The organism is Streptomyces sp. NBC_01445, from assembly GCF_035918235.1.
Taxonomy (GTDB): Bacteria; Actinomycetota; Actinomycetes; order Streptomycetales; family Streptomycetaceae; genus Streptomyces.
Map to the genome: position 1 here is coordinate 2,926,173 of NZ_CP109485.1, position 19,370 is coordinate 2,945,542.

A 19,370-nucleotide genomic window follows, 5' to 3' on the forward strand; every position below is an offset into this window, starting at 1 on the left:
GTACAGACACCAGCGATCCGGGGCTCGCGCCACCGGGGTCACTCGGGAGGAAGACAGCGATGCGCCAAACAGGCCATGGGTACCGGGGACGCGATGACGGACGCCGTCGCGCGGGTCGAGGCGGGCGAGGACGATCCCGCCTGTCTGGTGGGCGGGGGGATCCTGAAGCCGCCGACCGTGATGTCCGGGGAGCGGCTCGGCCCGGTGACGCTGGGCGAGGCGGTGTCGATCGCCAAGGTGCGCCAGGTGTTCTTCCCCGTCGGCAGCAGCCTCCAGGTGCAGCCCGCCGCGGGAGTCGCGGGCCTCGCGGGCCTCGCGGCGGACAACGGCGCGGGTCGTCATCGTGAACCCCGAGCCGACGCCGTACGACGACCAGGCCGCCGAGGTCGTGCGGGAGCCGATCGGGACGGCGCTTCCTCGGCTCCTCGGCGAGCTGACCCCGTAAGGGATCCCGCGTAAGGGATCCGGAGTAAGGGATCCGGAGTAACGGATCCCGCTAGAACAGCGCCGCGCCCTGTTCGAAGTCGAGGAGGCGCTGCTTGCGTTCCAGGCCACCGCCGTAGCCGGTCAGGCCGCCGCTCGCGCCGATGACGCGGTGGCAGGGGACGATGACGCCGACGGGGTTCTTGCCGTTGGCGAGCCCCACGGCGCGGGACGCGTTCGCGTTGCCGAGGGCCTCGGCGAGCTCCCCGTAGGTGCGGGTCTCCCCGTACGGGATGCGCTGGAGCTGCTCCCAGACGCTGCGCTGAAAGGGCGTCCCTTCGAGGCGCAGTGGCAGGTCGAACTCTTTCAACTCGCCCCGGAAGTAGGCCTCCAGCTGGTCGATGACCGCCCCGAAGGGCCGGCCGTCGCGCTCCCCGAAGGTCTCCTCGGCGGGGCGGTGGCGCTGGTCTGTCATGTAGAGGCCGCTGAGTGTGCCGTCGGTGGCGACGAGCGTGAGCGGCCCGTAGGGGCTGTCGAGGACGTGGTGCTTCTTGCCGGTCATGATGCCGAGTCCCTTACGCGGGGAGGAAGTTGATCGGATGGTCGTCGGTGGCCCACAGGTACTGGACGGCGTACGCGCGCCAGGGGCGCCAGGACGCGGCGCGCGCGGTGAGGGCGGCCGGGGTGTGGGGCAGCCCCAACTCCTGTGCGGCGCGCCGCATTCCGAGGTCGGTGGGCAGAAAGGCGTCAGGGTCGCCGAGGGCGCGCATCGCGATGACCTCGACCGTCCAAGGACCGAATCCGGGCAGCGCCATGAGCCGGGCACGGGCCTCGTCCCAGTCGCTCTCCGGGCCGAGGACGAGGGTGCCCTCCGCGAGTTCGCGCACCAGTGTGGTCAGGGTGGTGCGGCGGCTGCGCGGCAGGGCGAGCGCCTCGGGGTCGAGGGCCGCGAGGGACGCCGGTGAGGGGAAGAGATGGGTGAGGCCGCCCTCAGGGTCGTCGACGGGCTCGCCGTGCGCGGTGACGAGGCGCGCGGCGTGGGTGCGGGCGGCGGCCGTGGACACCTGCTGGCCGAGTACGGCGCGGACCGCGAACTCGGGCTCGTCGACGGTGCGCGGCACCCGGCGGCCGGGCGCCTTGTCGACGAGCGGGGCGAGCAGCGGGTCCGCGCGCAGCTGCTCGTCCACGGCGACGGGGTCGGCGTCCAGGTCGAGCATGCGGCGGCAGCGGCTGATCGCGACGGTCAGATCGCGCTGGTCGGTGAGGACGAGGCGGCAGCCGATGTGGTCGGGGGTGGGCGTGAGGGTGACGATGCCGTGCCCGTAGGGGAGGCGCAGCGTGCGCCGGTACGCACCGTCGCGCCACTCCTCGACGCCCGGTACGGCGGTCGCGGCGAGGTGGCCGAAGAGGTTGTCGGGGTTGAGCGGGGCGCGGAACGGGAGGCGCAGCGTGATCGCGCCGGGTGCCGTGGCACCGTTCCTGGGCGCGCGGGTGCGCAGCTCGCTCGGGGAGAGCGCGAAGACCTCGCGGACCGTGTCGTTGAAGGTGCGGATGGAGGAGAAGCCGGCGGCGAAGGCGATGTCGGCCATCGGCAGGTCGGTCGTTTCCACGAGGATGCGCGCGGTCTGGGCACGCTGGGCGCGGGCCAGGGCGAGCGGGCCCGCGCCCAGCTCGGCGAGGAGCTGGCGCTCGACCTGGCGGGGGCTGTAGCCGAGGCGTCCGGCGAGGCCGGGGACGCCCTCGCGGTCGACGACGCCGTCGCCGATGAGGCGCATGGCGCGGGCGACCAGGTCGGCGCGCTGGTTCCACTCCGGGGAGCCGGGGCTCGTGTCGGGGCGGCATCGCTTGCAGGCCCGGAATCCGGCCTGCTGGCAGGCGGCGGCGCTGGGCAGGAAGGTCATGTTCTCGGGCTTCGGAGGCACTACCGGGCAGCTGGGCCTGCAGTAGATCCGGGTCGTCAGGACGGCGGTGAAGAACCAGCCGTCGAAGCGGGCGTCCTTGGACTGGACGGCCCGGACGCATCGGTCGGTATCGGTGTGCATGCAGTAAGCATCGCCGATGGCCACCGCCCTGGCTGGCGAGAATCCGACATCGACGTGCGGGCCGCGCGGGCCCTCGGCGGGGAGCGGTCAGTCGGCGAGGGCGTCGGCGAAGGCCGCGTACGCCCTGTCGTCGAAGAGGACGAACCGGACTTCTTCGACGGGTGGCGTGGCGACCTCTCGCACGGTGCGGACCGCGATGCGCGCCCCGTCGTCCAGCGGCCAGCCGTAGATCCCGGTCGAGATCGCGGGGAAGGCCACGGTCCGGGCGCCGAGCCCGGCCGCCACACGCAGCGACTCGCGGTAGCAGGAGGCGAGCAGCTCGGACCGGTCCAAGGACGCGGACCAGACCGGGCCGACGGTGTGGATCACATGGCCGGCGTCCAGATTCCCGGCCGTGGTGGCGACCGCCTGCCCGGTGGCCAGACCTTTGCCGTAGGACGAGGCGCGGAGTCTGCGGCACTCGGCGAGGATCTCGGGGCCGCCGCGCCGGTGGATCGCGCCGTCGACCCCGCCGCCGCCGAGCAGCGAGGAGTTGGCCGCGTTCACAATGGCGTCGGCGGTCTCGGCGGTGATGTCGCCCTTGACCAGGGTGATTCGGGTCATGACGCGCGGATCCTCCTCCACACGGCCTTGGCCGCGTTGTGCCCGGACATGCCGTGGACGCCCGGCCCCGGCGGGCTCGCGGACGAGCAGATGAAGACGGCGGGGTGCGGCGTCGTGTACGGCGACAGGGACAGCTTCGGCCGCAGGAGCAGCTGGAGCCCGCTCACCGCGCCGCAGGCGATGTCACCGCCCACATAGTTCGCGTTCCGCGCGGCCAGCTCGGGCGGTCCCGCCGTGGCCCGCGCCAGGATCCGGTCGCGGAACCCGGGCGCGAAGCGCTCCAGCTGCCGCTCGACGGCGTCGGTGAGGTCGCCGTCCCAGCCGCTCGGGACATGCCCGTACGCCCAGAAGACGTGCTTGCCCGCCGGCGCCCTGGAGGGGTCCATGACGCTGGGCTGGACCGTGATGAGGAAGGGCTTGTCCGGGGCACGGCCCTCGCGGGACGCGGCGTGCAGGGCCGCCGCGATGTCGCGGCTGCCGGGCCCGACCTGGACGGTGCCCGCGCTCCTGGCCTCCTTCGCGGTCCACGGCACGGGTCCGTCGAGCGCGTAGTCGAGCTTGAAGACGCTCGCGCCGTACCGGAAGCGCTCGTAGTAGCTGCCGAGCCCGGCGATGCGGGCGAGCGCCGTGGGCGAGGTGTCGAAGATGTAGGCGCGGGCGGGCGGCAGGTCGTCGAGGCGCTTGATCTCGTAGTTCGTGTGGACGGCTCCGCCGAGGTCCTCGAGGTACGCGGTGAGCGCGTCGGAGATCGACTGTGAGCCGCCGCGGGCGACGGGCCAGCCGCGCGCGTGGCCGGCGAGCGCGAAGACGAGGCCGACGGCTCCCGTTCCGAGGCCGCCGAGCGGGGCGATGGCGTGGGCGACGAGGCCGGAGAACAGGGCGCGCGCCCTGTCGTCGCGGAAGCGGCGCATCAGCCATGTGGACGGCGGGAGCCCCGTGAGCCCGAAGCGGGCCAGGGTGAGCGGGTCGCGCGGCAGGGAAGTGAGCGGCAGCGCCATGAAGTCCCGTACAAGCGCGTCCCACTTGGGCAGGAGGGGCGCGACGAGACGGCGGTAGGTGCCCGCGTCGTGCGGCCCGAACGAAGCGGCCGTCTCGGCGACGGAGCGTGACAGCACGGCCGCGCTGCCGTCCGGGAAGGGATGCGCCATGGGGAGCTCGGCGTGCAGCCACTCCAGGCCGTACCGGTCCAGCGGCATGCCCCTGAACGCGGGCGAGTTGATCCCCAGAGGGTGAGCGGCCGAGCACGGGTCGTGGCGGAATCCGGGGAGGGTAAGCTCCTCGGTGCGCGCGCCTCCGCCGACGGTGTCCCTGGCCTCGAAGACGGCCACGGAGAGGCCTCGGCGGGCCAGCTCCACGGCAGCGGTCAGTCCGTTCGGTCCCGCACCCACGACGACGGCATCGAGCATCGACGGCACCTTCGGACTCCTTTGTCAGCCGAGGCCACTGGCCGCCAGGATATGCCGGAGGGCTGACAGAGCCGGGGCGCGGGGCGTTCCCGGACGGGCTGCGCGCAGGTGCGCCGAGGGTCGTCGCAGGTCATGGGCGCGGGCCCTGCCAGGGCGCCCGGCCGCCGGGTCACTCGCCGCCGAGCAGGTCCACCACGCGCCGGGCGGTGGCCTTGTCCCGGGCCGCCGTGAACGGCAGTGCGTTCCCCCCGGTGATCCGGAAGGGCTCGCCCGCCTTCGTCCGGTGCGTGCCGCCCGCCTCCTCGACGAGCAGCAGCCCCGCCGCGTGGTCCCACGCGGCCTCCCACGAGAAGGCGGTGGCGTCCAACTCGCCGCGGGCGACGGCCAGATACTCAAGGCCGGCCGAGCCGCACGGGCGCGGGCGCACCCCGTCGGTCCACAGGCCCAGGAGGTCGCGCTTCTGCGCGTCCGTCGTGTAGTCGGGGTGCGACGTCGCCACGTCGATGGGCTCGTCCGCACCGGGCGAACCGGCGTGCAGCGCCTCGCCGTTGAGCCAGGCGCCCTTGCCGCGGACCGCTACGGCGAACTCGCCGAGCGCGGGTGCGAACGTCCAGGAGGCGAGGACCGTGCCGTGCTGGGCCAGCGCGACGAGCATGCAGAACCCGGGGTCGCCGTGGACGAACTGGCGGGTGCCGTCGACCGGGTCGACGATCCACACCGGGGCGTCCTCGCCTATCGCGTCGTAGACCGCGTAGTCGGCGTGGACCGCCTCCTCGCCGACGACGACGGAGCCTGGCAGCAGGGCGCTCAGCTCGCGGGTCAGATACTCCTCGGCCAGCCGGTCGGCGGTGGTCACGAGGTCGTGCGGGCCGCTCTTCTGGGCGACGTCACCCTCGGCGAGCTGCCGGAAGCGGGGCATCACCTCTGCGGCGGCAGCGGCGCGCACGGCGCGCTCCACCTCGGTGACCCCGTGTACGAGAAAGTCGTCGATGCTTTCCGTCGTTTCCTGTGCTTCGATCATGCCTCCATGAGAGCACGCTCCACTGACAACCCGTACCCGCCCGGTGTACGAGGGGTGGAATCCCGTTGAATACCGCGGAACCCCACCCCTGGTACATCGATCCGTACGCCGCCTGATCCGTCAGCGGCCGACGGCGTACCCCTGCATCCCGCGCGGGTTCGCCGCGGCCGACAGGACGCCGGTCTCCGGGTCGCGGGCGACGGCGCACAAGCGGCCCTCCGACCAGGGCTCGCCGACCGTCACGTCGTGGCCGCGGCGGCGCAGCTCCTCGATGACGTCCTCGCCGATGCGGGACTCGACGGTGACGCTGCCGGGCCGCATGCCGCGCGGGTAGAAGGAGCCGGGGAAGGAGTCGTTGTGCCAGTTCGGGGCGTCGACGGCGCCCTGGAGGTCGAGCCCGCCGCGCACGGCCGCGCGCAGGGCGACGGCGAGGAAGAAGTGGACCTGCCACTGGTCCTGCTGGTCGCCCCCGGGCGTGCCGAACGCGAGGACCGGCACACCGTCCTTCAGGGCGAGCGAGGGTGTCAGGGTCGTACGGGGACGGCGTCCCGGCGTGAGCGAGTTCGGCAGGCCCTCGTCCAGCCAGGCCATCTGGAGACGGGTGCCGAGCGGGAAGCCGAGCTCGGGCACGACGGGGTTCGACTGGAGCCAGCCGCCGGACGGCGTCGCGGCGACCATGTTGCCCCAGCGGTCGACGATGTCGAGGTGGCAGGTGTCGCCGCGGGTCGCGCCGTCCGCGGCGACCTCCTGGTCACCGCTCTTGGCGACGGTGGGCTCACCGGCTCCGGCGCCCGCTACCCCCATGGCGTCGAACCCGCCCTCCCCCGCCGCCACGGCGTGCGCGTGCGCGGAGATCCGGGGCTCGGTGCCGCGCGGGCTGCCCGGCCGCAGATCGTGGGACGCCTTGTCGCCGACGAGGGCGCGGCGCGTGGCGTTGTACTCGTCGGACAGGAGCTCGGCGACGGGCACGTCCTCGGGACCGGCGTCCCCGTACCAGGCCTCGCGGTCGGCCATGGCGAGCTTGCAGCCCTCGATGAGCAGGTGGACGTACTCGGCGGAGCCGTAGGCGGGCAGCTCGTCGGGGAGCAGGGCGAGCTGCTGGAGGAAGGCGGGGCCCTGGCTCCAGCCGCCGGCCTTGCACAGGGTCCAGCCGTTCCAGTCGTACGTGGCGGGCGCCTCGTAGGTGGCGGACCAGCCGGCCAGGTCGGCGGCGGTGAGCGTGCCGGTGTGGTGGGTGCCGCTGGTGTCCATGGTGGGCCGGCCGGCCTGCCGGACGAGGGCCTCGGCGATGAAGCCCTCGCGCCAGATCGCGCGGGCGGCCTCGATCTGCGCGACGCGGTCGTCGCCCGCGCTCTCCTCGGCCTCCTCGATCACGCGCCGCCACGTCGCGGCGAGCTGGGGATTGCGGAACAGCTCGCCGGGCTTCGGTGACGCGCCGTCCTTGAGGTAGACCTCGGCCGAGGAGTGCCACTCGTTCTCGAAGAGGGCGCGCACGGTGTCGACGGTCTCGCCGACGCGCTCCACGGGCGCGTGCCCGTCCTCGGCGTACCCGATGGCGTAACTCAGCACCTCGGACAGGGACTTGGTGCCGTGGTCCTTGAGGAGGAGCATCCAGGCGTCGAAGGCGCCGGGCACGGCGGCGGCCAGGGGGCCGGTGCCGGGGACGAGGTCCAGGCCGAGGGAGCGGTAGTGGGCGACGGTGGCCCCGGCGGGCGCGACGCCCTGCCCGCACAGGACGCTGACCTCCCCGTCGGCGGGAGCGAGGATGATCGGGACCTCGCCGGCGGGGCCGTTCAGGTGCGGTTCGACGACGTGCAGGACGAAGCCCGCGGCGACGGCGGCGTCGTAGGCGTTGCCACCGCTCTCCAGGACGGCCATGGCCGACTGGGAGGCGAGCCAGTGGGTGGACGAGACCATGCCGAAGGTGCCTTGGAGGGTCGGCCGGGTGGTGAACAAGGGTGGTGCTCCTCGGACGTCAGGCGGATGCGGGGCGGCTGTGAGGGATCGTACGAAGTGACTCGTCGGTGTCCGCGGTTCGGGGTGCCGCGGCGTCGGGGGCGGTGCCGTCGTCGGCGACGAGGTGGCAGGAGACCTCGCGGCCGCCGTCCGTGCCTTCGAGGGTGCGCAGTGCCGGGACCTCGGTGCGGCAGCGGTCGACGGCGAGCGGGCAGCGCGTGTGGAAGCGGCAGCCGGGCGGCGGCGCGAGCGGGCTGGGCAGTTCGCCGCTGAGGACGATGCGTTCGCGGGTGCGCTGGGTGACCGGGTCGGGCACGGGCGCCGCGGACAGGAGGGCCTGCGTGTAGGGGTGCTTGGGGTCGGCGAACAGCTCGGCGGTGGGGGCCTGTTCGACGATCTGGCCCAGGTACATGACCGCGATCCGGTCGGCGAGGTACTCGACGGCGGCGAGGTCGTGGGTGATGAACAGGCAGCCGAAGCCGCGGTCGCGCTGGAGGTCGGCGAGCAGGTTGAGGACGGACGCCTGGACGGACACGTCGAGGGCGGAGGTCGGCTCGTCGGCGACGAGGAGCGCCGGGTCGACCGACAGAGCGCGGGCGATGGAGATGCGCTGGCGCTGGCCGCCGGACAGCTCGTGCGGGTGCCGGTCGGCGTGCTCGGGGCGCAGGCCCACCTGGGCGAGGAGTTCCGCCACGCGCGCCCGTGCCGCCTCGCCCTTCGCGATGCCGTGCAGCCGCAGCGGTTCGGCGACGATCTGCCCGACGGTCATGCGCGGGTCGAGGGACGACGAGGGGTCCTGGAAGACGAGGTGGAAGTCCTTGCGCAGGGGGCGCAGGGCGCGCCGGGACATGGTCGTCACGTCGGTGCCGTTGATGCGTACGGTGCCGCCGGTGGGCTCGTCGAGGCGTACGGCGCAGCGTCCGACGGTGGACTTGCCGCTGCCGGACTCGCCGACGAGGCCGACGACTTCGCCGCGGCCGACGGTCAGGGTGACGCCGTCGGCGGCGCGTACGGTGCCGCCGGACGCGGTGAAGTGCCGCTCCAGGGCGTCGAGTTGCAGGACCGGGGTGCTCACTGTGCGGCCTCCTGGAGGGTGTTCGGGTGCCAGCAGGCGGCTCTGTGCGGGGCGCCGGCTCCGGCGTCGTCGGTGACGGACTTGAAGCCGGGCCTCGCCGTCGTGCACTGCTCGTCGGCGCGGGCGCAGCGCGGGGCGAAGGTGCAGGCGTCGGGCTGGGAGTCGAGGCTCGGCACGAGGCCGGGGATCTCGGGCAGGCGCCGCTTGCCGCCCCCGTCCGCGGCGGCCGAGGCGCCGGGCCGCAGGACCGCCGAGAGGAGTCCGCGGGTGTACGGGTGGCGGGGCGCCGCGAACAGCTCGTCCACGGGGGCCTGTTCGACGGGCCGGCCCGCGTACATGACGAGGACGCGGTCGGCGATGTCGGCGACGACGCCGAGGTCGTGCGTGATGAGGACGATCGCCGTGCCGAGGCGTTCGCGCAGCGACTGGAGGACCTCCAGGATGCCCGCCTGCACAGTGACGTCGAGGGCGGTCGTCGGCTCGTCGGCGATGAGGACGGCCGGGTCGCAGGCGACCGCGATGGCGATCATCACGCGCTGGCGCATACCGCCTGAGAGCTGGTGCGGGTACTCGTCGACGCGCTGGGCCGGGGCGGGGATGCCCACGAGGTCCAGGAGTTCGACGGCACGCGCGCGTGCCTCCTTCTTGCTCAGCCCCTGGTGCCGGCGGAGCACTTCACCGATCTGCCGGCCGATGGTGAGCACCGGGTTCAGGGAGGTCATCGGCTCCTGGAAGATCATCGCGATGTCCTTGCCGCGGATCTTCCCGTACGCCTTGTCGTCGCCGCCCGCGAGTTCGCGTGTCCCGAGCCTGATCGACCCGGTGATGTGCGCGGTGGGCGGGAGCAGGCCCATGACGGCCATGGAGGTGACGGACTTGCCGCAGCCCGACTCGCCCACCACGGCGAGGACTTCGCCGGCCGCGAGGTCGTACGAGACGTGGTCGACGGCGTGGACGGTGCGGGTGTCCGAACGGAAGGACACCGAGAGGTCGCGGACACTCAGCACGGGGTCGGGGCTCATCGGGTCGCTCCACGGGGGTCGAGGACGTCGCGCAGGCCGTCGCCGAGCAGGTTGAACGCCAGGGTCGCGGCGACGACGGCGAGGCCGGGGAAGACCGCCATCCAGGGCGCGGGCGCGAGGAAGGACTGGGCGGACGACAGCATCACGCCGAGGGACGGCTCGGGCGGCTGCACGCCGAGACCGAGGAAGCTGAGCAGGGCCTCGCCGATGATCGCGGCGGGGATGCCGACGGTGGCCTGGACGACGAGCGCCGAGGTCGCGTTGGGCAGGACGTGGCGGAACAGGACGGTGCCGTCCCCTCCCCCGTTGGCGACGGCGGCGGCGACGTAGTCGACGTGCTTGAGCCGCAGGGTCTCCGCGCGGGTGATGCGAATGACCGCCGGGATCTGCGAGATCCCGATCGCGATGGTCGCGTTGGTGAGGGACGGGCCGAGCACCGCGGCGAGACCGACGGCGAGGACCAGGAAGGGGAACGCGAGCATCGTGTCGGTGACGCGCGAGACGACGCTGTCGGCGAGCTTGCCGTAGTAGCCGGCGAGCAGTCCCAGGGGGACGCCGACGACGAACGCGAGGATCACGGCGAGGACGCCGACCTGCATGGACGCGCGGGCGCCGAAGACGACGCGGGACAGCTGGTCGCGGCCGAGGTCGTCGGTGCCGAGCCAGTGCGACCAGTCGGGCGCGGCGAGCACGTTGCCGAAGTCGGGCTGCGCGGGGTCGTACGGGGCGATCAGCGGCGCGAAGAGCGCGGCCAGGACGAACACGCCGGCGATGACACCGCCGGTCATCGCGAGCCGGTTCTTGCGCAGGGCGCGCAGCTTGGCGCTGCCCGCGGCGCGCGAACGTACAGCTGTCAGGGAAAGGGCCGTGGTCACTTGGCGCCTCCGAGCCGGATGCGCGGGTCGATGACCGAGTACGCGACGTCGACCAGCAGGTTGATGAGGATGTAGGCGGCGGAGGTGCACAGCACCACGCCCTGGAGGGTCGCGTAGTCGCGGGTGAAGACGGCGTCGATGGTGAGCTTGCCGAAGCCGGGCAGGACGAAGATCTGCTCGGTGACGACAGCGCCGGAGATGAGGTGGCCGAGCTGGAGTCCGAGCACGGTCACCACGGTGACCAGGGAGTTCCTCAGCGCGTGGCCGCCGATGACCTCGCGGCGCGACAGGCCCTTGGCGCGGGCGGTGCGCACGTAGTCGGCGGAGAGGGAGTCGAGCATCGCGGCCCTGGTCTGCCGCATGACGACGGCGGCGAGCCCGGAGCCGAGAACGATCGCGGGCAGCACCATGCGGCGCAGGTTGTCGAGCGGGTCGGTGCCGAAGGGGACGTATCCGGAGGCGGCGAAGACCGGGACGGCGATGGCGAAGGCGAGGACCAGGACCATGCCGAGCCAGAAGGTGGGGACCGAGAGGCCGAGCAGGGCGAGGCCGTTGGCGATCCACTCGGCGGGCCTGCCACGGCGTACGGCGGCGACGATGCCCGCGCCGATGCCGAGGACGACCGCCAGCAGGAGCGAGAGCGCGGCCAGTTCGAGAGTGACGGGCAGGGCCTGGCCGATGGCGTCGGACACCGGCAGGCCGGTGCGTGACGAGGTGCCGAGATCGCCGGTGAGGGCGTGCCCGATGAAACGGCCGTACTGGATGACGATGTTGTCGTCGAGCCCGTACTCGGCGCGGATCGCGGCGAGCGCGGCGGGGCTGCGCTCCTCGCCGGCGAGGGCGAGGGCCGGGTCGCCGGGCAGGGCACGGATCCCCGCGAAGACGACGATCGAGACGAGGAAGAGGGTGATGACGGACTGGCGTACGCGGGTCAGCACGTACGCGGCCATCGGATGGCCCGCGAAGAGGGCGGACCGCCCCTTCGGCAGGGCTATGTGGCTGGTCGTCACTTGGCGTACCCCGCATCCTTCACGCGGACGAGGCCGTCGCCGTAGACGCGGATGCCCGCGACGTCCTTCCCTGCGACGACGTAGTTCTTCTGGCGGTAGAGGTAGACGAGCGCGTGGGCGTCGTTCGCGCGGCGGGTCAACTCGCCGTAGATCTTGGCGCGTTCGGCGGGGTCGGCCTCGGTGCGGCCGCGCTCGATCAGGGCGTCGGTCTCGTCGTCCGAGAAGCCGTAGGCGTTCATGGCACCCTTCGTCTGCAGGAAGCTGGCGATGTTGCCGTCGGGATCGAGGCGCCCGGACCAGCCGCTGGTGAAGGCGTCGTAGTGACCGGAATCGGTCTCCTCGAGCATCGTCGCGTACTCGGTGGGGCGCAGGGAGACGGCGAAGCCGGCCTCCTTGGCCATGGCCTGGACGACCTGGCCGAGACGGCTGTTCTCGGGCGTGGTGGAGGTCTTGAGTTCGATCTTGAGCGGGGTCTTCACGCCTGCGGCCTTGAGCAGCCGCTTCGCCTTGGCGACATCGCGCTTGGGGCAGGCGGAGGCCGCGACGCCGGGCGCGATGGCGGATTCGGGCGAGACAGGTCCGCAGGCGGGCTCGTACATGCCCTGGAAGACGACCTTGTTGATCAGGTCGCGGTCGATGGACAGCTCGAAGGCCTCCCGGACGCGCACGTCGCGGGCGAGGGGGGTGTCGAGCTTGCCGGGCTTCTGGCCGAGGCCCTTGACGTTGCCGACGTTGAGCCCGATGCCCTGGTAGCCGAGCGAGGGCGAGTTGAACAGCTGGAGCTTGGGCTCGGTGAGCGCGCTCTTCACATCGACCGGGGCCATCTGGTCGCCGATCTGGACGTCTCCGGAGCGCAGGTTGGCGAGGCGGACGCTGCCGTCGGGGATCGGCTTGTAGATCACCTTGTCGAGGTGGACGTCGCGCGCGTCGTAGTAGTTCGGGTCCTTGGCGAGCACGATGCGGTCGCCGCCGACGCGCTCGACGAACTTGAACGGGCCGACACAGGAGGGGTGGTTCGTGAAGTTCTTGCCGTACTTCTTGAGCGCTGCCGGGGACATCACCATGCCCGAGCGGTCGGCGAGTACGGCGGTGAGCGGGACGTAGGCCTGCTTGAGGGTCAGCTTCACGGAGTACGCGCCGGTGGCCTCGGCGCCCTTGAGCGGGGCGAGTTCGGTCGCGCGGGCCGATCCCGGCAGGTCGCGGTGGCGCAGCAGCGAGGTGACGACGGCGGCCGCGTCGAGGGAGGTGCCGTCGCTGAACTTCAGGCCCTTGCGGACGGAGAAGGTGACGGTGCGGCCGTCCGCCGAGGTCTTCGGCAGAGCGGTGGCGAGCTGCGGGACGACCTTGCCCGCCTCGTCGACGTCGTAGAGCTTCTCGCACATCCCGGCGAAGACCGTGCGGCCTACGAGGGTCTGGGCGAGCGAGGGGTCGAGTTTGTCCGGGTCCGCGTTGAGGGCGACGGTGAGCGTGCCGCCGTCCCGTACGGGCCGGTCGTCTGTCATGCGCTCCCCGCCGACCTCGGTGGCCGAGGACTGGAGGGAGCCGCAGCCCGCCGTTGTGGACAACACCAGGGCAACTGCCGTGACGGCAACCGCTGTTCGGCGCACGAGGAGATACCTCCGCCAGGGGACGAGTGTGCGGGACATCCTGTGGATGATCCGTGTGTGATCAAGGAATACCGCAGAACGTATTTCGCATACAGTCCACAGGCAAGAGGGTTGTCCGCATGGCGGAACACATTTGATGAAGATTGAATAACCGGTCCCGACAAAGAAGGTCACAAGACCCCAACCGGCCGGAACGGGCACGCCCGACCGGAACGGGCACAGGATGTCGGGTCCGAGACCATGGGCCCTCCCTAGCGTGAGCGATGTCAACAGGAAGGAGCCCGGGGTGCTTGACCGGCTCAACGAGGCCATGGACCACATCGAGCGCCACCTCGACCAGCGCATCGAGATCACCGAGCTGGCCCGGATCGCGGCGACGTCGGAGTACCACTTCCGGCGGATGTTCTCCGCACTCGCGGGGCTGCCGCTCTCCGAGTACATCCGGCGCAGGCGGCTGACCGTCGCGGGCGCGGAGGTGCTCTCCGGGGAGCGGACGCTCCTCGAGATCGCGGTGCGTTACGGCTACGGCTCGGGCGAGGCGTTCGCGCGGGCCTTCCGGGGCCTGCACGGCGTGGGCCCCGGCGAGGCCAGGCGGACCGGTGCGGCCCTGCGGTCCCAGCCCCGGATGTCCTTCCGGCTCATCGTCGAAGGGAGCGGCACCATGCGATACCGAGTGATGGAGAAGCCCGAGTTCTACGTGGTCGGCAGGAAGGCACGGGTCCCCCTCGTTCACGAGGGCATGAATCCGGCGATCGCCGACTTCATCCGGGGCATCGACAAGGAGACCGTGCGCCGGATCCACGCGCTGTCCGACCAGGAACCCGAGGGGATCGTCTCGGTGAGCGACGACCTCGACCCGAGCCGCGCGGAGGGCACCGAACTCGACTACTACCACGCGGTGGTGGCCTCCGCCGCAGGCCCTGACGACCTGGACACCCTCATGGTCCCGGCGGGCACGTGGGCCGTCTTCGACAGCTCGGGCCCGTTCCCGCAGACCCTCCAGCACCTGTGGCGTGACGTGTTCACGCAGTGGTTCCCGTCCAACCCGTACCGGAGCCGTCCGGGCCCCGAGATCCTCAGCACGCGCCTGTCACCCGACGCGGCACAGGCGGACGCCCAGCTGTGGATCCCGGTCGAGCGGGAGTGACGCGAGCGACCCCGCATGTCACTGCGTACGTGCGGTGACAAGGCCCGATCCGGTCCCGGGCCCCGCCTGGGCGGCCGGCACGGCCGTGGGCCCGGCGTGTGTGCCACGCTGCTCCACGCCGCGTCCACGGGCGCGGGCCTCCTCGACGACGTCGACATCGCCTTGGTCGTCCATCTGATCGCGTACGGCGCCTTCGCCGCGATCGACCGCATCGAGCCCGCCCTGCCCCTGCCCGCCCTCATGGTGAGGCCCTGACCGCGTACGCGGAGGCCTCTTTGGGGTGAAGGCCCGGTGATGCGGACGCACTGAACTGCGCATGGTGCGCATGAGGGGCAGGGGGCGGTGTTGTCCCGGGGCAACTCGTGTGACACTGGCGTCCCCTCCCCCTCGCACAAGGGGCGTACGCCGTGCGTTCTCTCCCTCTCCCCCTCGCGCTGACCGTGCGGGTCCTGCCGGTCGTGGTTCTCGCGTGCGCCGGCTGGGCCTGGACCTCGGGCCCGATGGCGGATTCGTCCCGGCAGCCCGCCGCTGCCCCGCAGCCCTCGACGAAGCGTGCCGCGCAGTCGGCGGCGTCCGCGACCAGCCGGGCCTACGACAAGCCGCCCGAGCCGTGCTCCGCCGTCACGGCGAAGACGGTCGCGGAGCTGGTGCCTAAGGCCGACCCGGCGGGCAAGGAACTCGCCGCCGCCGACCGTTCGCTGCGCCGCGGCTGCTCGTGGAGCGCGCTGAAGGACTACGACTACCGCTGGCTCGACGTCTCCTTCGAGATCAAGGAGTCGGCCGCCGCGGCGGACACCGCCTTCACCGCGCGAGGCAAGGGCGACACGGCGCCCGGCCTCGGTGACGAGGCCCGGATCACCGTCGCCCTCACCTCGCACGACAAGCAGAACACCCGCGAGGCGGTGGTGACGGTCAGGGCCGGCAACGCCCTGGTGACCGTCACCTACAACGGCAGCGACTTCGAGTCCCACGGCGCGCCCCCGACGGACGGCATCTACAAGGGCGCCCTGAAGGCGGCCGGGGACGCGGTGGCAGAGCTGACCGGCAAACCGACCGGTTAGATCCGGACCCCACGCGCCTTGGCCAGGGCCACGTAAAGGATCAGCGAGGACCCGAGCCCGACCGCCCAGCCGTAGTCCGCGAGTGGCTTGAGGAACGGGATGAGGCCGTCCACCGGGAACGGTCCCTGCTTGGAGCCCTGCGCGTCGACCGTCGAGTACGAGCCGCCGACGGCGAGGACACCGCCCACGGCGAAGGCGATCACCGCGTTCCAGTTCCAGCCGCCGGAGTACCAGTAGCGGCCGTTCGGCAGATACAGGTCGGCGAGGTGGAGCACGGTGCGGCGGATGATCCAGTAGTCGGCGATCAGGATGCCGGCGACGGTGCCGAGCAGTCCGCCGACGACGCCGAGCCAGGTGAAGATGTACAGCTCGGGCGTGGAGGTCAGCTTCCACGGCATGACGAGGACGCCGATGACACCGGTGATCAGCGCGCCGGTGCGGAAGTTGATGAGCTTGGGCGCGAGGTTCGCCAGGTCGTACGCGGGTGACACGACGTTCGCCGCGATGTTCACGGAGATGGTCGCGACAAAGACCGTGATGAGCGCGAACAGCAGCCCGAAGACGTTGTCGGTCTTGCCGGCCAGCGCGACCGGGTCCCAGATCGCGGCGCCGTAGACCTTCTCGGACCCGGACGTCACCAGGACGGACATCAGGGCGAAGAGGGTCATGGTCGTGGGCAGGCCGAGGGTCTGGCCCCAGACCTGGGCGCGCTGTCCTTTGCCGAAGCGTGTGAAGTCCGGGATGTTGAGGCTGAGCGTGCTCCAGAAGCCGATCATGCCCATCAGGCCGGGGAAGAAGATCTTCCAGAAGTCGGGTCCCCAGCCGACCTTGGACGGCTCGTCGAGGAGCGGGCCGAAGCCGCCCGCCTTGTTCGCGATCCACACGAGCAGGACGACGGCGCCGACGAGGACGAACGGCGCCGCCCAGTTCTCGAAGCGGCGCAGGGTGTCCATGCCCCGGTAGATGATGGCGAGTTCGAGGACCCAGAAGAGGACGAAACAGAGCCACAGGGTCCACGGGTAGCCGCCGACGTGCGAGACGTCGGCCCAGCCGCCGAAGACCTTCCCGAGCAGGACGAACACGCCCTGCCCGCCGATCCACGTCTGGATGCCGAACCAGCAGCAGGCCACCGCCGCCCGGATCAGCGCGGGCAGGTTGGCGCCGCGCAGGCCGAACGAGGCGCGGGCGAGGACGGGGAAGGGTATGCCGTACTTGGGTCCCGCGTGCCCGGTGAGCAGCATCGGCAGGAGCACGATGACGTTGGCGAGCCCGATGGTGAGGACGGCCTGCTTCCAGTCCATGCCGAGCGCGACGAGGCCGGACGCGAGGGTCCAGGACGGGATGCAGTGGGCCATGCCGATCCACAGGGCCACGAAGTTGTAGGTGGTCCAGCGGCGTTCGGCGAGGGGGACGGGGCGCAGGTCGTCGTTGGCGTAGCGGCTGTCGGACGGGTAGGCGTCGGCGCTGAGGTCGATGCCGCCGCCCGCGGGCAGCGTGGGTGGCGCGGTGTCGGTCATGAGCAGGCCATTCGTTCGGGAGCCGGGGGCTCGGACAGCGGGGAGGTGCGAACGGGCCGTGCGGGTGCGGGCGGTGGGGACCCTGGCGGGGAGAGGGACCGGGGGTGTACGGAGGTGGGGCTCAGGCGTTCACCACGCCTCAGGAGTTCACCGCCGGAATCACGTGCTCCCCGTACGCGTCGATCACCTCCTCCTTCGCGTCGTGCATGGCGTAGAGAGCGAACTGGTCGACGCCGAGGTCCCGTAGGGCGCGCAGCTTCTCGACCTGGTCCTGTGCGGTGCCGATGAGGCAGAACCGGTCGACGATCTCGTCCGGTACGAACGCCGTGTCGGGGTTCCCGGTCCTGCCGTGGTGGGCGTAGTCGTAGCCCTGGCGGGCCTTGATGTAGTCGGTGAGTTCGTCGGGGACCATCGAGGAGTGCTCGCCGTACTTGGTGACGAGGTCGGCGACGTGGTTGCCGACCATGCCGCCGAACCAGCGGCACTCCTCGCGCGCGTGGGCGAGGGCCTCGGGCGAGTCGTCGGCGGTGACGTACGCGGGCGCCGCCACACAGATCTTCACCTCGGACGGGTCGCGGCCCGCGCCGGCGGCCGCGTCCCGCACGGCCTTGATCATGTACTGGGTGAGATACGGGTCGGCGAGCTGGAGGATGAACCCGTCGGCCTCCTCGCCGGCCATCTTCAGGGCCTTGGGCCCGTACGCGGCCATCCAGACCGGCAGTTGGGCACCGTCCCGCACCCACGGGAAGCGGACGACCGTCCCGCCGAGGTCGGCCTCGTCGCCGCGGCCGAGCGCCCTGATGACCTTCATGGCCTCGCTGATCCGGGCGAGCGTGTTGGGCTTGCGTCCGGCGACGCGCATCGCGGAGTCGCCGCGGCCGATGCCGCAGATGGTGCGGTTGCCGTACATGTCGTTGAGGGTGGCGAAGGTGGAGGCGGTGACCTCCCAGGTGCGGGTGCCCGGGTTGGTGACCATCGGGCCGACGGTCAGGTGCGACGTCTCGGCCAGGATCCGGCTGTAGATGACGAAGGGTTCCTGCCACAGCACGGCCGAGTCGAAGGTCCACCCGTGGGTGAAGCCCCCGCGCTCGGCACGCTGCATGAGGGAGACGACGCCGGAGGCCGGGGGGTCGGTCTGGAGGACGAGTCCGAAGTCCATGGGATCCACCACGTTTCTAGTTCAGGTACTGGCAGGTGGAGCGCGCGGTGTACACGCCGTGACCGGCACGGCCCGTGAACTCCCGCTCGGAGATGACGAGTTCGCCGCGCGAGAGCACGGTCTCGACGCGGCCGGTGATCCGCTTGCCCTCGTACGCCGAGTAGTCGACGTTCATGTGGTGGGTGTCCGCGGAGACGACCTGCTCGGCGTGCGGGTCGTAGATGACGACGTCGGCGTCGGCGCCGGGCGCGATCGTGCCCTTCTTCGGGTAGAGGCCGAACATGCGGGCCGGTGTGGCGCAGGCGATCTCGATCCAGCGGCGGCGCGAGATGTGTCCGTCGACGACGGCCTGGTGCAGGAGGTCCATACGGTTCTCGACGCCCGGCATGCCGTTGGGGATCTTCGAGAAGTCGCCGCGGCCCAGTTCCTTCTGCCCGGTGAAGCAGAAGGGGCAGTGGTCGGTGGAGACGACCTGGAGGTCGTTCGTGCGCAGGCCGCGCCACAGGGCCGCCTGGTGGTCCTTGGGCCGCAGGGGCGTGCTGCACACGTACTTGGCACCCTCGAAGTCCGGCTCGGCGAGGTTGTCGGTGGACAGGAAGAGGTACTGGGGGCAGGTCTCGCCGAAGACGTTCAGGCCCTCGTCGCGGGCGCGCGCGATCTCGGCGAGCGCCTCCCGCGCCGAGACGTGCACCACGTACAGGGGCGCGCCCGCGACCTGGGCGAGCTTGATGGCGCGGTGCGTCGCCTCGGCTTCGAGGAGCGCCTTCCTGACCTCGCCGTGGTAGCGCGGGTCGGTCTCGCCGCGCTCCAGGGCCTGCTGCACGAGGACGTCGATCGCGATGCCGTTCTCGGCGTGCATCATGATCAGGCCGCCGTTGTCGCCGGCCCGCTGCATGGCACGCAGGATCTGCCCGTCGTCGGAGTAGAAGACTCCGGGGTATGCCATGAACTGCTTGAACGACGTGACCCCCTCGGCGACGAGCAGGTCCATCTCCTTGAGCGTGTCGTCGTGCACATCGGAGACGATCATGTGGAAGCCGTAGTCGATCGCGCAGTTCCCGTCGGCCTTGGCGTGCCAGGCGTCCAGGCCCTCGCGCAGGGTGTGCCCGACGGTCTGGATGGCGAAGTCGACGATGGTGGTCGTGCCGCCCCAGGCCGCCGCACGGGTGCCCGTCTCGAAGGTGTCGGCGGCGAAGGTGCCGCCGAACGGCATCTCCATGTGGGTGTGCGCGTCGACGCCGCCCGGGATGACGTACTTCTGGCGGGCGTCGATCGTCCGGTCCGCGGTCCAGGATTCCGCGGCGTCGCTGCCGGCCGCGGCGAGGGCGGCGATGCGCCCGTCCTCGATGAGTACGTCGGCGTGGATCTCGTCGGCGGCGGTGACGACGAGTCCGCCGCGGATGACGGTACGGCTGCTGCTCATGCTCCCTCTTCCGTGTCTACGCT

At 71.7% G+C, this 19,370-nt stretch carries 17 protein-coding genes and 1 pseudogene; 4 read left to right on the plus strand and 14 right to left on the minus strand.

The window, feature by feature from the left end:
- Positions 1–93: 93 nt before the first annotated feature.
- A pseudogene (locus OG574_RS13460) lies at positions 94–445 on the plus strand (NAD-dependent deacetylase); the annotation flags it as partial.
- A 51-nt stretch (positions 446–496) separates the two neighbouring features.
- Here the strand turns inward: OG574_RS13460 and OG574_RS13465 are convergent.
- The 11 genes from OG574_RS13465 to OG574_RS13515 form a co-directional block, all read right to left on the minus strand.
- A complete protein-coding gene (locus OG574_RS13465; RefSeq protein ID WP_326773413.1) occupies positions 497–985 on the minus strand; it encodes a methylated-DNA--[protein]-cysteine S-methyltransferase in 489 nt (162 codons plus the stop codon).
- Between the two features lie 13 nt (positions 986–998).
- Positions 999–2,465 (minus strand): AlkA N-terminal domain-containing protein, encoded by a 1,467-nt coding sequence (locus OG574_RS13470; RefSeq protein ID WP_326773414.1) that lies wholly within the window; start codon positions 2,463–2,465, stop codon positions 999–1,001.
- 87 nt (positions 2,466–2,552) lie between these two features.
- Positions 2,553–3,068, minus strand: coding sequence for an O-acetyl-ADP-ribose deacetylase (locus OG574_RS13475; RefSeq protein ID WP_326773415.1), 516 nt, complete (start codon positions 3,066–3,068; stop codon positions 2,553–2,555).
- Positions 3,065–4,474: a phytoene desaturase family protein gene (locus OG574_RS13480; protein WP_326778465.1), complete on the minus strand. Its 1,410-nt coding sequence runs from the start codon at positions 4,472–4,474 to the stop codon at positions 3,065–3,067. The genes OG574_RS13475 and OG574_RS13480 overlap by 4 nt, the downstream gene beginning before the upstream one ends.
- Before the next feature lie 169 nt (positions 4,475–4,643).
- Positions 4,644–5,495, minus strand: a complete 852-nt coding sequence (locus OG574_RS13485) for an inositol monophosphatase family protein (protein WP_326773416.1) — start codon at positions 5,493–5,495, stop codon at positions 4,644–4,646.
- A 120-nt stretch (positions 5,496–5,615) separates the two neighbouring features.
- Entirely contained in the window at positions 5,616–7,451 is a 1,836-nt protein-coding gene (locus tag OG574_RS13490; protein WP_326773417.1) for a gamma-glutamyltransferase family protein, read from the minus strand.
- Positions 7,452–7,470: 19 nt separating this feature from the next.
- Entirely contained in the window at positions 7,471–8,526 is a 1,056-nt protein-coding gene (locus OG574_RS13495) for an ABC transporter ATP-binding protein (RefSeq protein WP_326773418.1), read from the minus strand.
- Positions 8,523–9,548, minus strand: a complete 1,026-nt coding sequence (locus tag OG574_RS13500; protein WP_326773419.1) for an ABC transporter ATP-binding protein — start codon at positions 9,546–9,548, stop codon at positions 8,523–8,525. The genes OG574_RS13495 and OG574_RS13500 overlap by 4 nt, the downstream gene beginning before the upstream one ends.
- Positions 9,545–10,405, minus strand: a complete 861-nt coding sequence (locus tag OG574_RS13505) for an ABC transporter permease (protein ID WP_384248624.1) — start codon at positions 10,403–10,405, stop codon at positions 9,545–9,547. The genes OG574_RS13500 and OG574_RS13505 overlap by 4 nt, the downstream gene beginning before the upstream one ends.
- A 14-nt stretch (positions 10,406–10,419) precedes the next feature.
- On the minus strand, positions 10,420–11,373 hold the full coding sequence (locus tag OG574_RS13510) for an ABC transporter permease (RefSeq protein WP_100591799.1): 954 nt from the start codon (positions 11,371–11,373) through the stop codon (positions 10,420–10,422).
- Between the two features lie 56 nt (positions 11,374–11,429).
- A complete protein-coding gene (locus OG574_RS13515) occupies positions 11,430–13,079 on the minus strand; it encodes an ABC transporter substrate-binding protein (RefSeq protein WP_326773420.1) in 1,650 nt (549 codons plus the stop codon).
- 247 nt (positions 13,080–13,326) lie between these two features.
- On the opposite strand from OG574_RS13515, the gene OG574_RS13520 reads away from it, so the two are divergent.
- From OG574_RS13520 to OG574_RS13530, 3 genes are all read left to right on the plus strand, one after another.
- Positions 13,327–14,187 (plus strand): AraC family transcriptional regulator, encoded by an 861-nt coding sequence (locus tag OG574_RS13520; protein ID WP_326773421.1) that lies wholly within the window; start codon positions 13,327–13,329, stop codon positions 14,185–14,187.
- Positions 14,188–14,202: 15 nt separating this feature from the next.
- A complete protein-coding gene (locus OG574_RS13525) occupies positions 14,203–14,442 on the plus strand; it encodes a hypothetical protein (RefSeq protein WP_326773422.1) in 240 nt (79 codons plus the stop codon).
- A gap of 152 nt (positions 14,443–14,594) precedes the next feature.
- On the plus strand, positions 14,595–15,248 hold the full coding sequence (locus OG574_RS13530) for a hypothetical protein (protein WP_326773423.1): 654 nt from the start codon (positions 14,595–14,597) through the stop codon (positions 15,246–15,248).
- Here OG574_RS13530 and OG574_RS13535 read toward each other — a convergent pair.
- The 3 genes from OG574_RS13535 to hydA all read right to left on the minus strand — a co-directional run bounded on the left by OG574_RS13535 (position 15,245) and on the right by hydA (position 19,347).
- Positions 15,245–16,765: an NCS1 family nucleobase:cation symporter-1 gene (locus OG574_RS13535; RefSeq protein ID WP_326773424.1), complete on the minus strand. Its 1,521-nt coding sequence runs from the start codon at positions 16,763–16,765 to the stop codon at positions 15,245–15,247. The two genes, OG574_RS13530 and OG574_RS13535, sit on opposite strands and share 4 nt — an antisense overlap.
- A gap of 139 nt (positions 16,766–16,904) precedes the next feature.
- Complete coding sequence (locus tag OG574_RS13540) at positions 16,905–17,924, minus strand: TIGR03842 family LLM class F420-dependent oxidoreductase (RefSeq protein ID WP_326773425.1); 1,020 nt, start codon at positions 17,922–17,924, stop codon at positions 16,905–16,907.
- A 16-nt stretch (positions 17,925–17,940) separates the two neighbouring features.
- Positions 17,941–19,347, minus strand: coding sequence for a dihydropyrimidinase (gene hydA / locus OG574_RS13545; RefSeq protein WP_326773426.1), 1,407 nt, complete (start codon positions 19,345–19,347; stop codon positions 17,941–17,943).
- Between the last annotated feature and the right edge of the window lie 23 nt (positions 19,348–19,370).

Bases quoted from the DNA above. Each gene is read 5' to 3' on its own strand.
- OG574_RS13535 (WP_326773424.1), bottom strand. From the start codon at position 16,765: ATGACCGACACCGCGCCACCCACGCTGCCCGCGGGCGGCGGCATCGAC.
- OG574_RS13510 (WP_100591799.1), bottom strand. From the start codon at position 11,373: ATGGCCGCGTACGTGCTGACCCGCGTACGCCAGTCCGTCATCACCCTC.
- OG574_RS13470 (WP_326773414.1), bottom strand. From the start codon at position 2,465: ATGCACACCGATACCGACCGATGCGTCCGGGCCGTCCAGTCCAAGGAC.
- OG574_RS13500 (WP_326773419.1), bottom strand. From the start codon at position 9,548: ATGAGCCCCGACCCCGTGCTGAGTGTCCGCGACCTCTCGGTGTCCTTC.
- OG574_RS13540 (WP_326773425.1), bottom strand. From the start codon at position 17,924: ATGGACTTCGGACTCGTCCTCCAGACCGACCCCCCGGCCTCCGGCGTC.
- OG574_RS13480 (WP_326778465.1), bottom strand. From the start codon at position 4,474: ATGCTCGATGCCGTCGTCGTGGGTGCGGGACCGAACGGACTGACCGCT.
- OG574_RS13515 (WP_326773420.1), bottom strand. From the start codon at position 13,079: ATGTCCCGCACACTCGTCCCCTGGCGGAGGTATCTCCTCGTGCGCCGA.
- OG574_RS13475 (WP_326773415.1), bottom strand. From the start codon at position 3,068: ATGACCCGAATCACCCTGGTCAAGGGCGACATCACCGCCGAGACCGCC.
- OG574_RS13525 (WP_326773422.1), top strand. From the start codon at position 14,203: ATGTCACTGCGTACGTGCGGTGACAAGGCCCGATCCGGTCCCGGGCCC.
- OG574_RS13465 (WP_326773413.1), bottom strand. From the start codon at position 985: ATGACCGGCAAGAAGCACCACGTCCTCGACAGCCCCTACGGGCCGCTC.
- OG574_RS13485 (WP_326773416.1), bottom strand. From the start codon at position 5,495: ATGATCGAAGCACAGGAAACGACGGAAAGCATCGACGACTTTCTCGTA.
- hydA (WP_326773426.1), bottom strand. From the start codon at position 19,347: ATGAGCAGCAGCCGTACCGTCATCCGCGGCGGACTCGTCGTCACCGCC.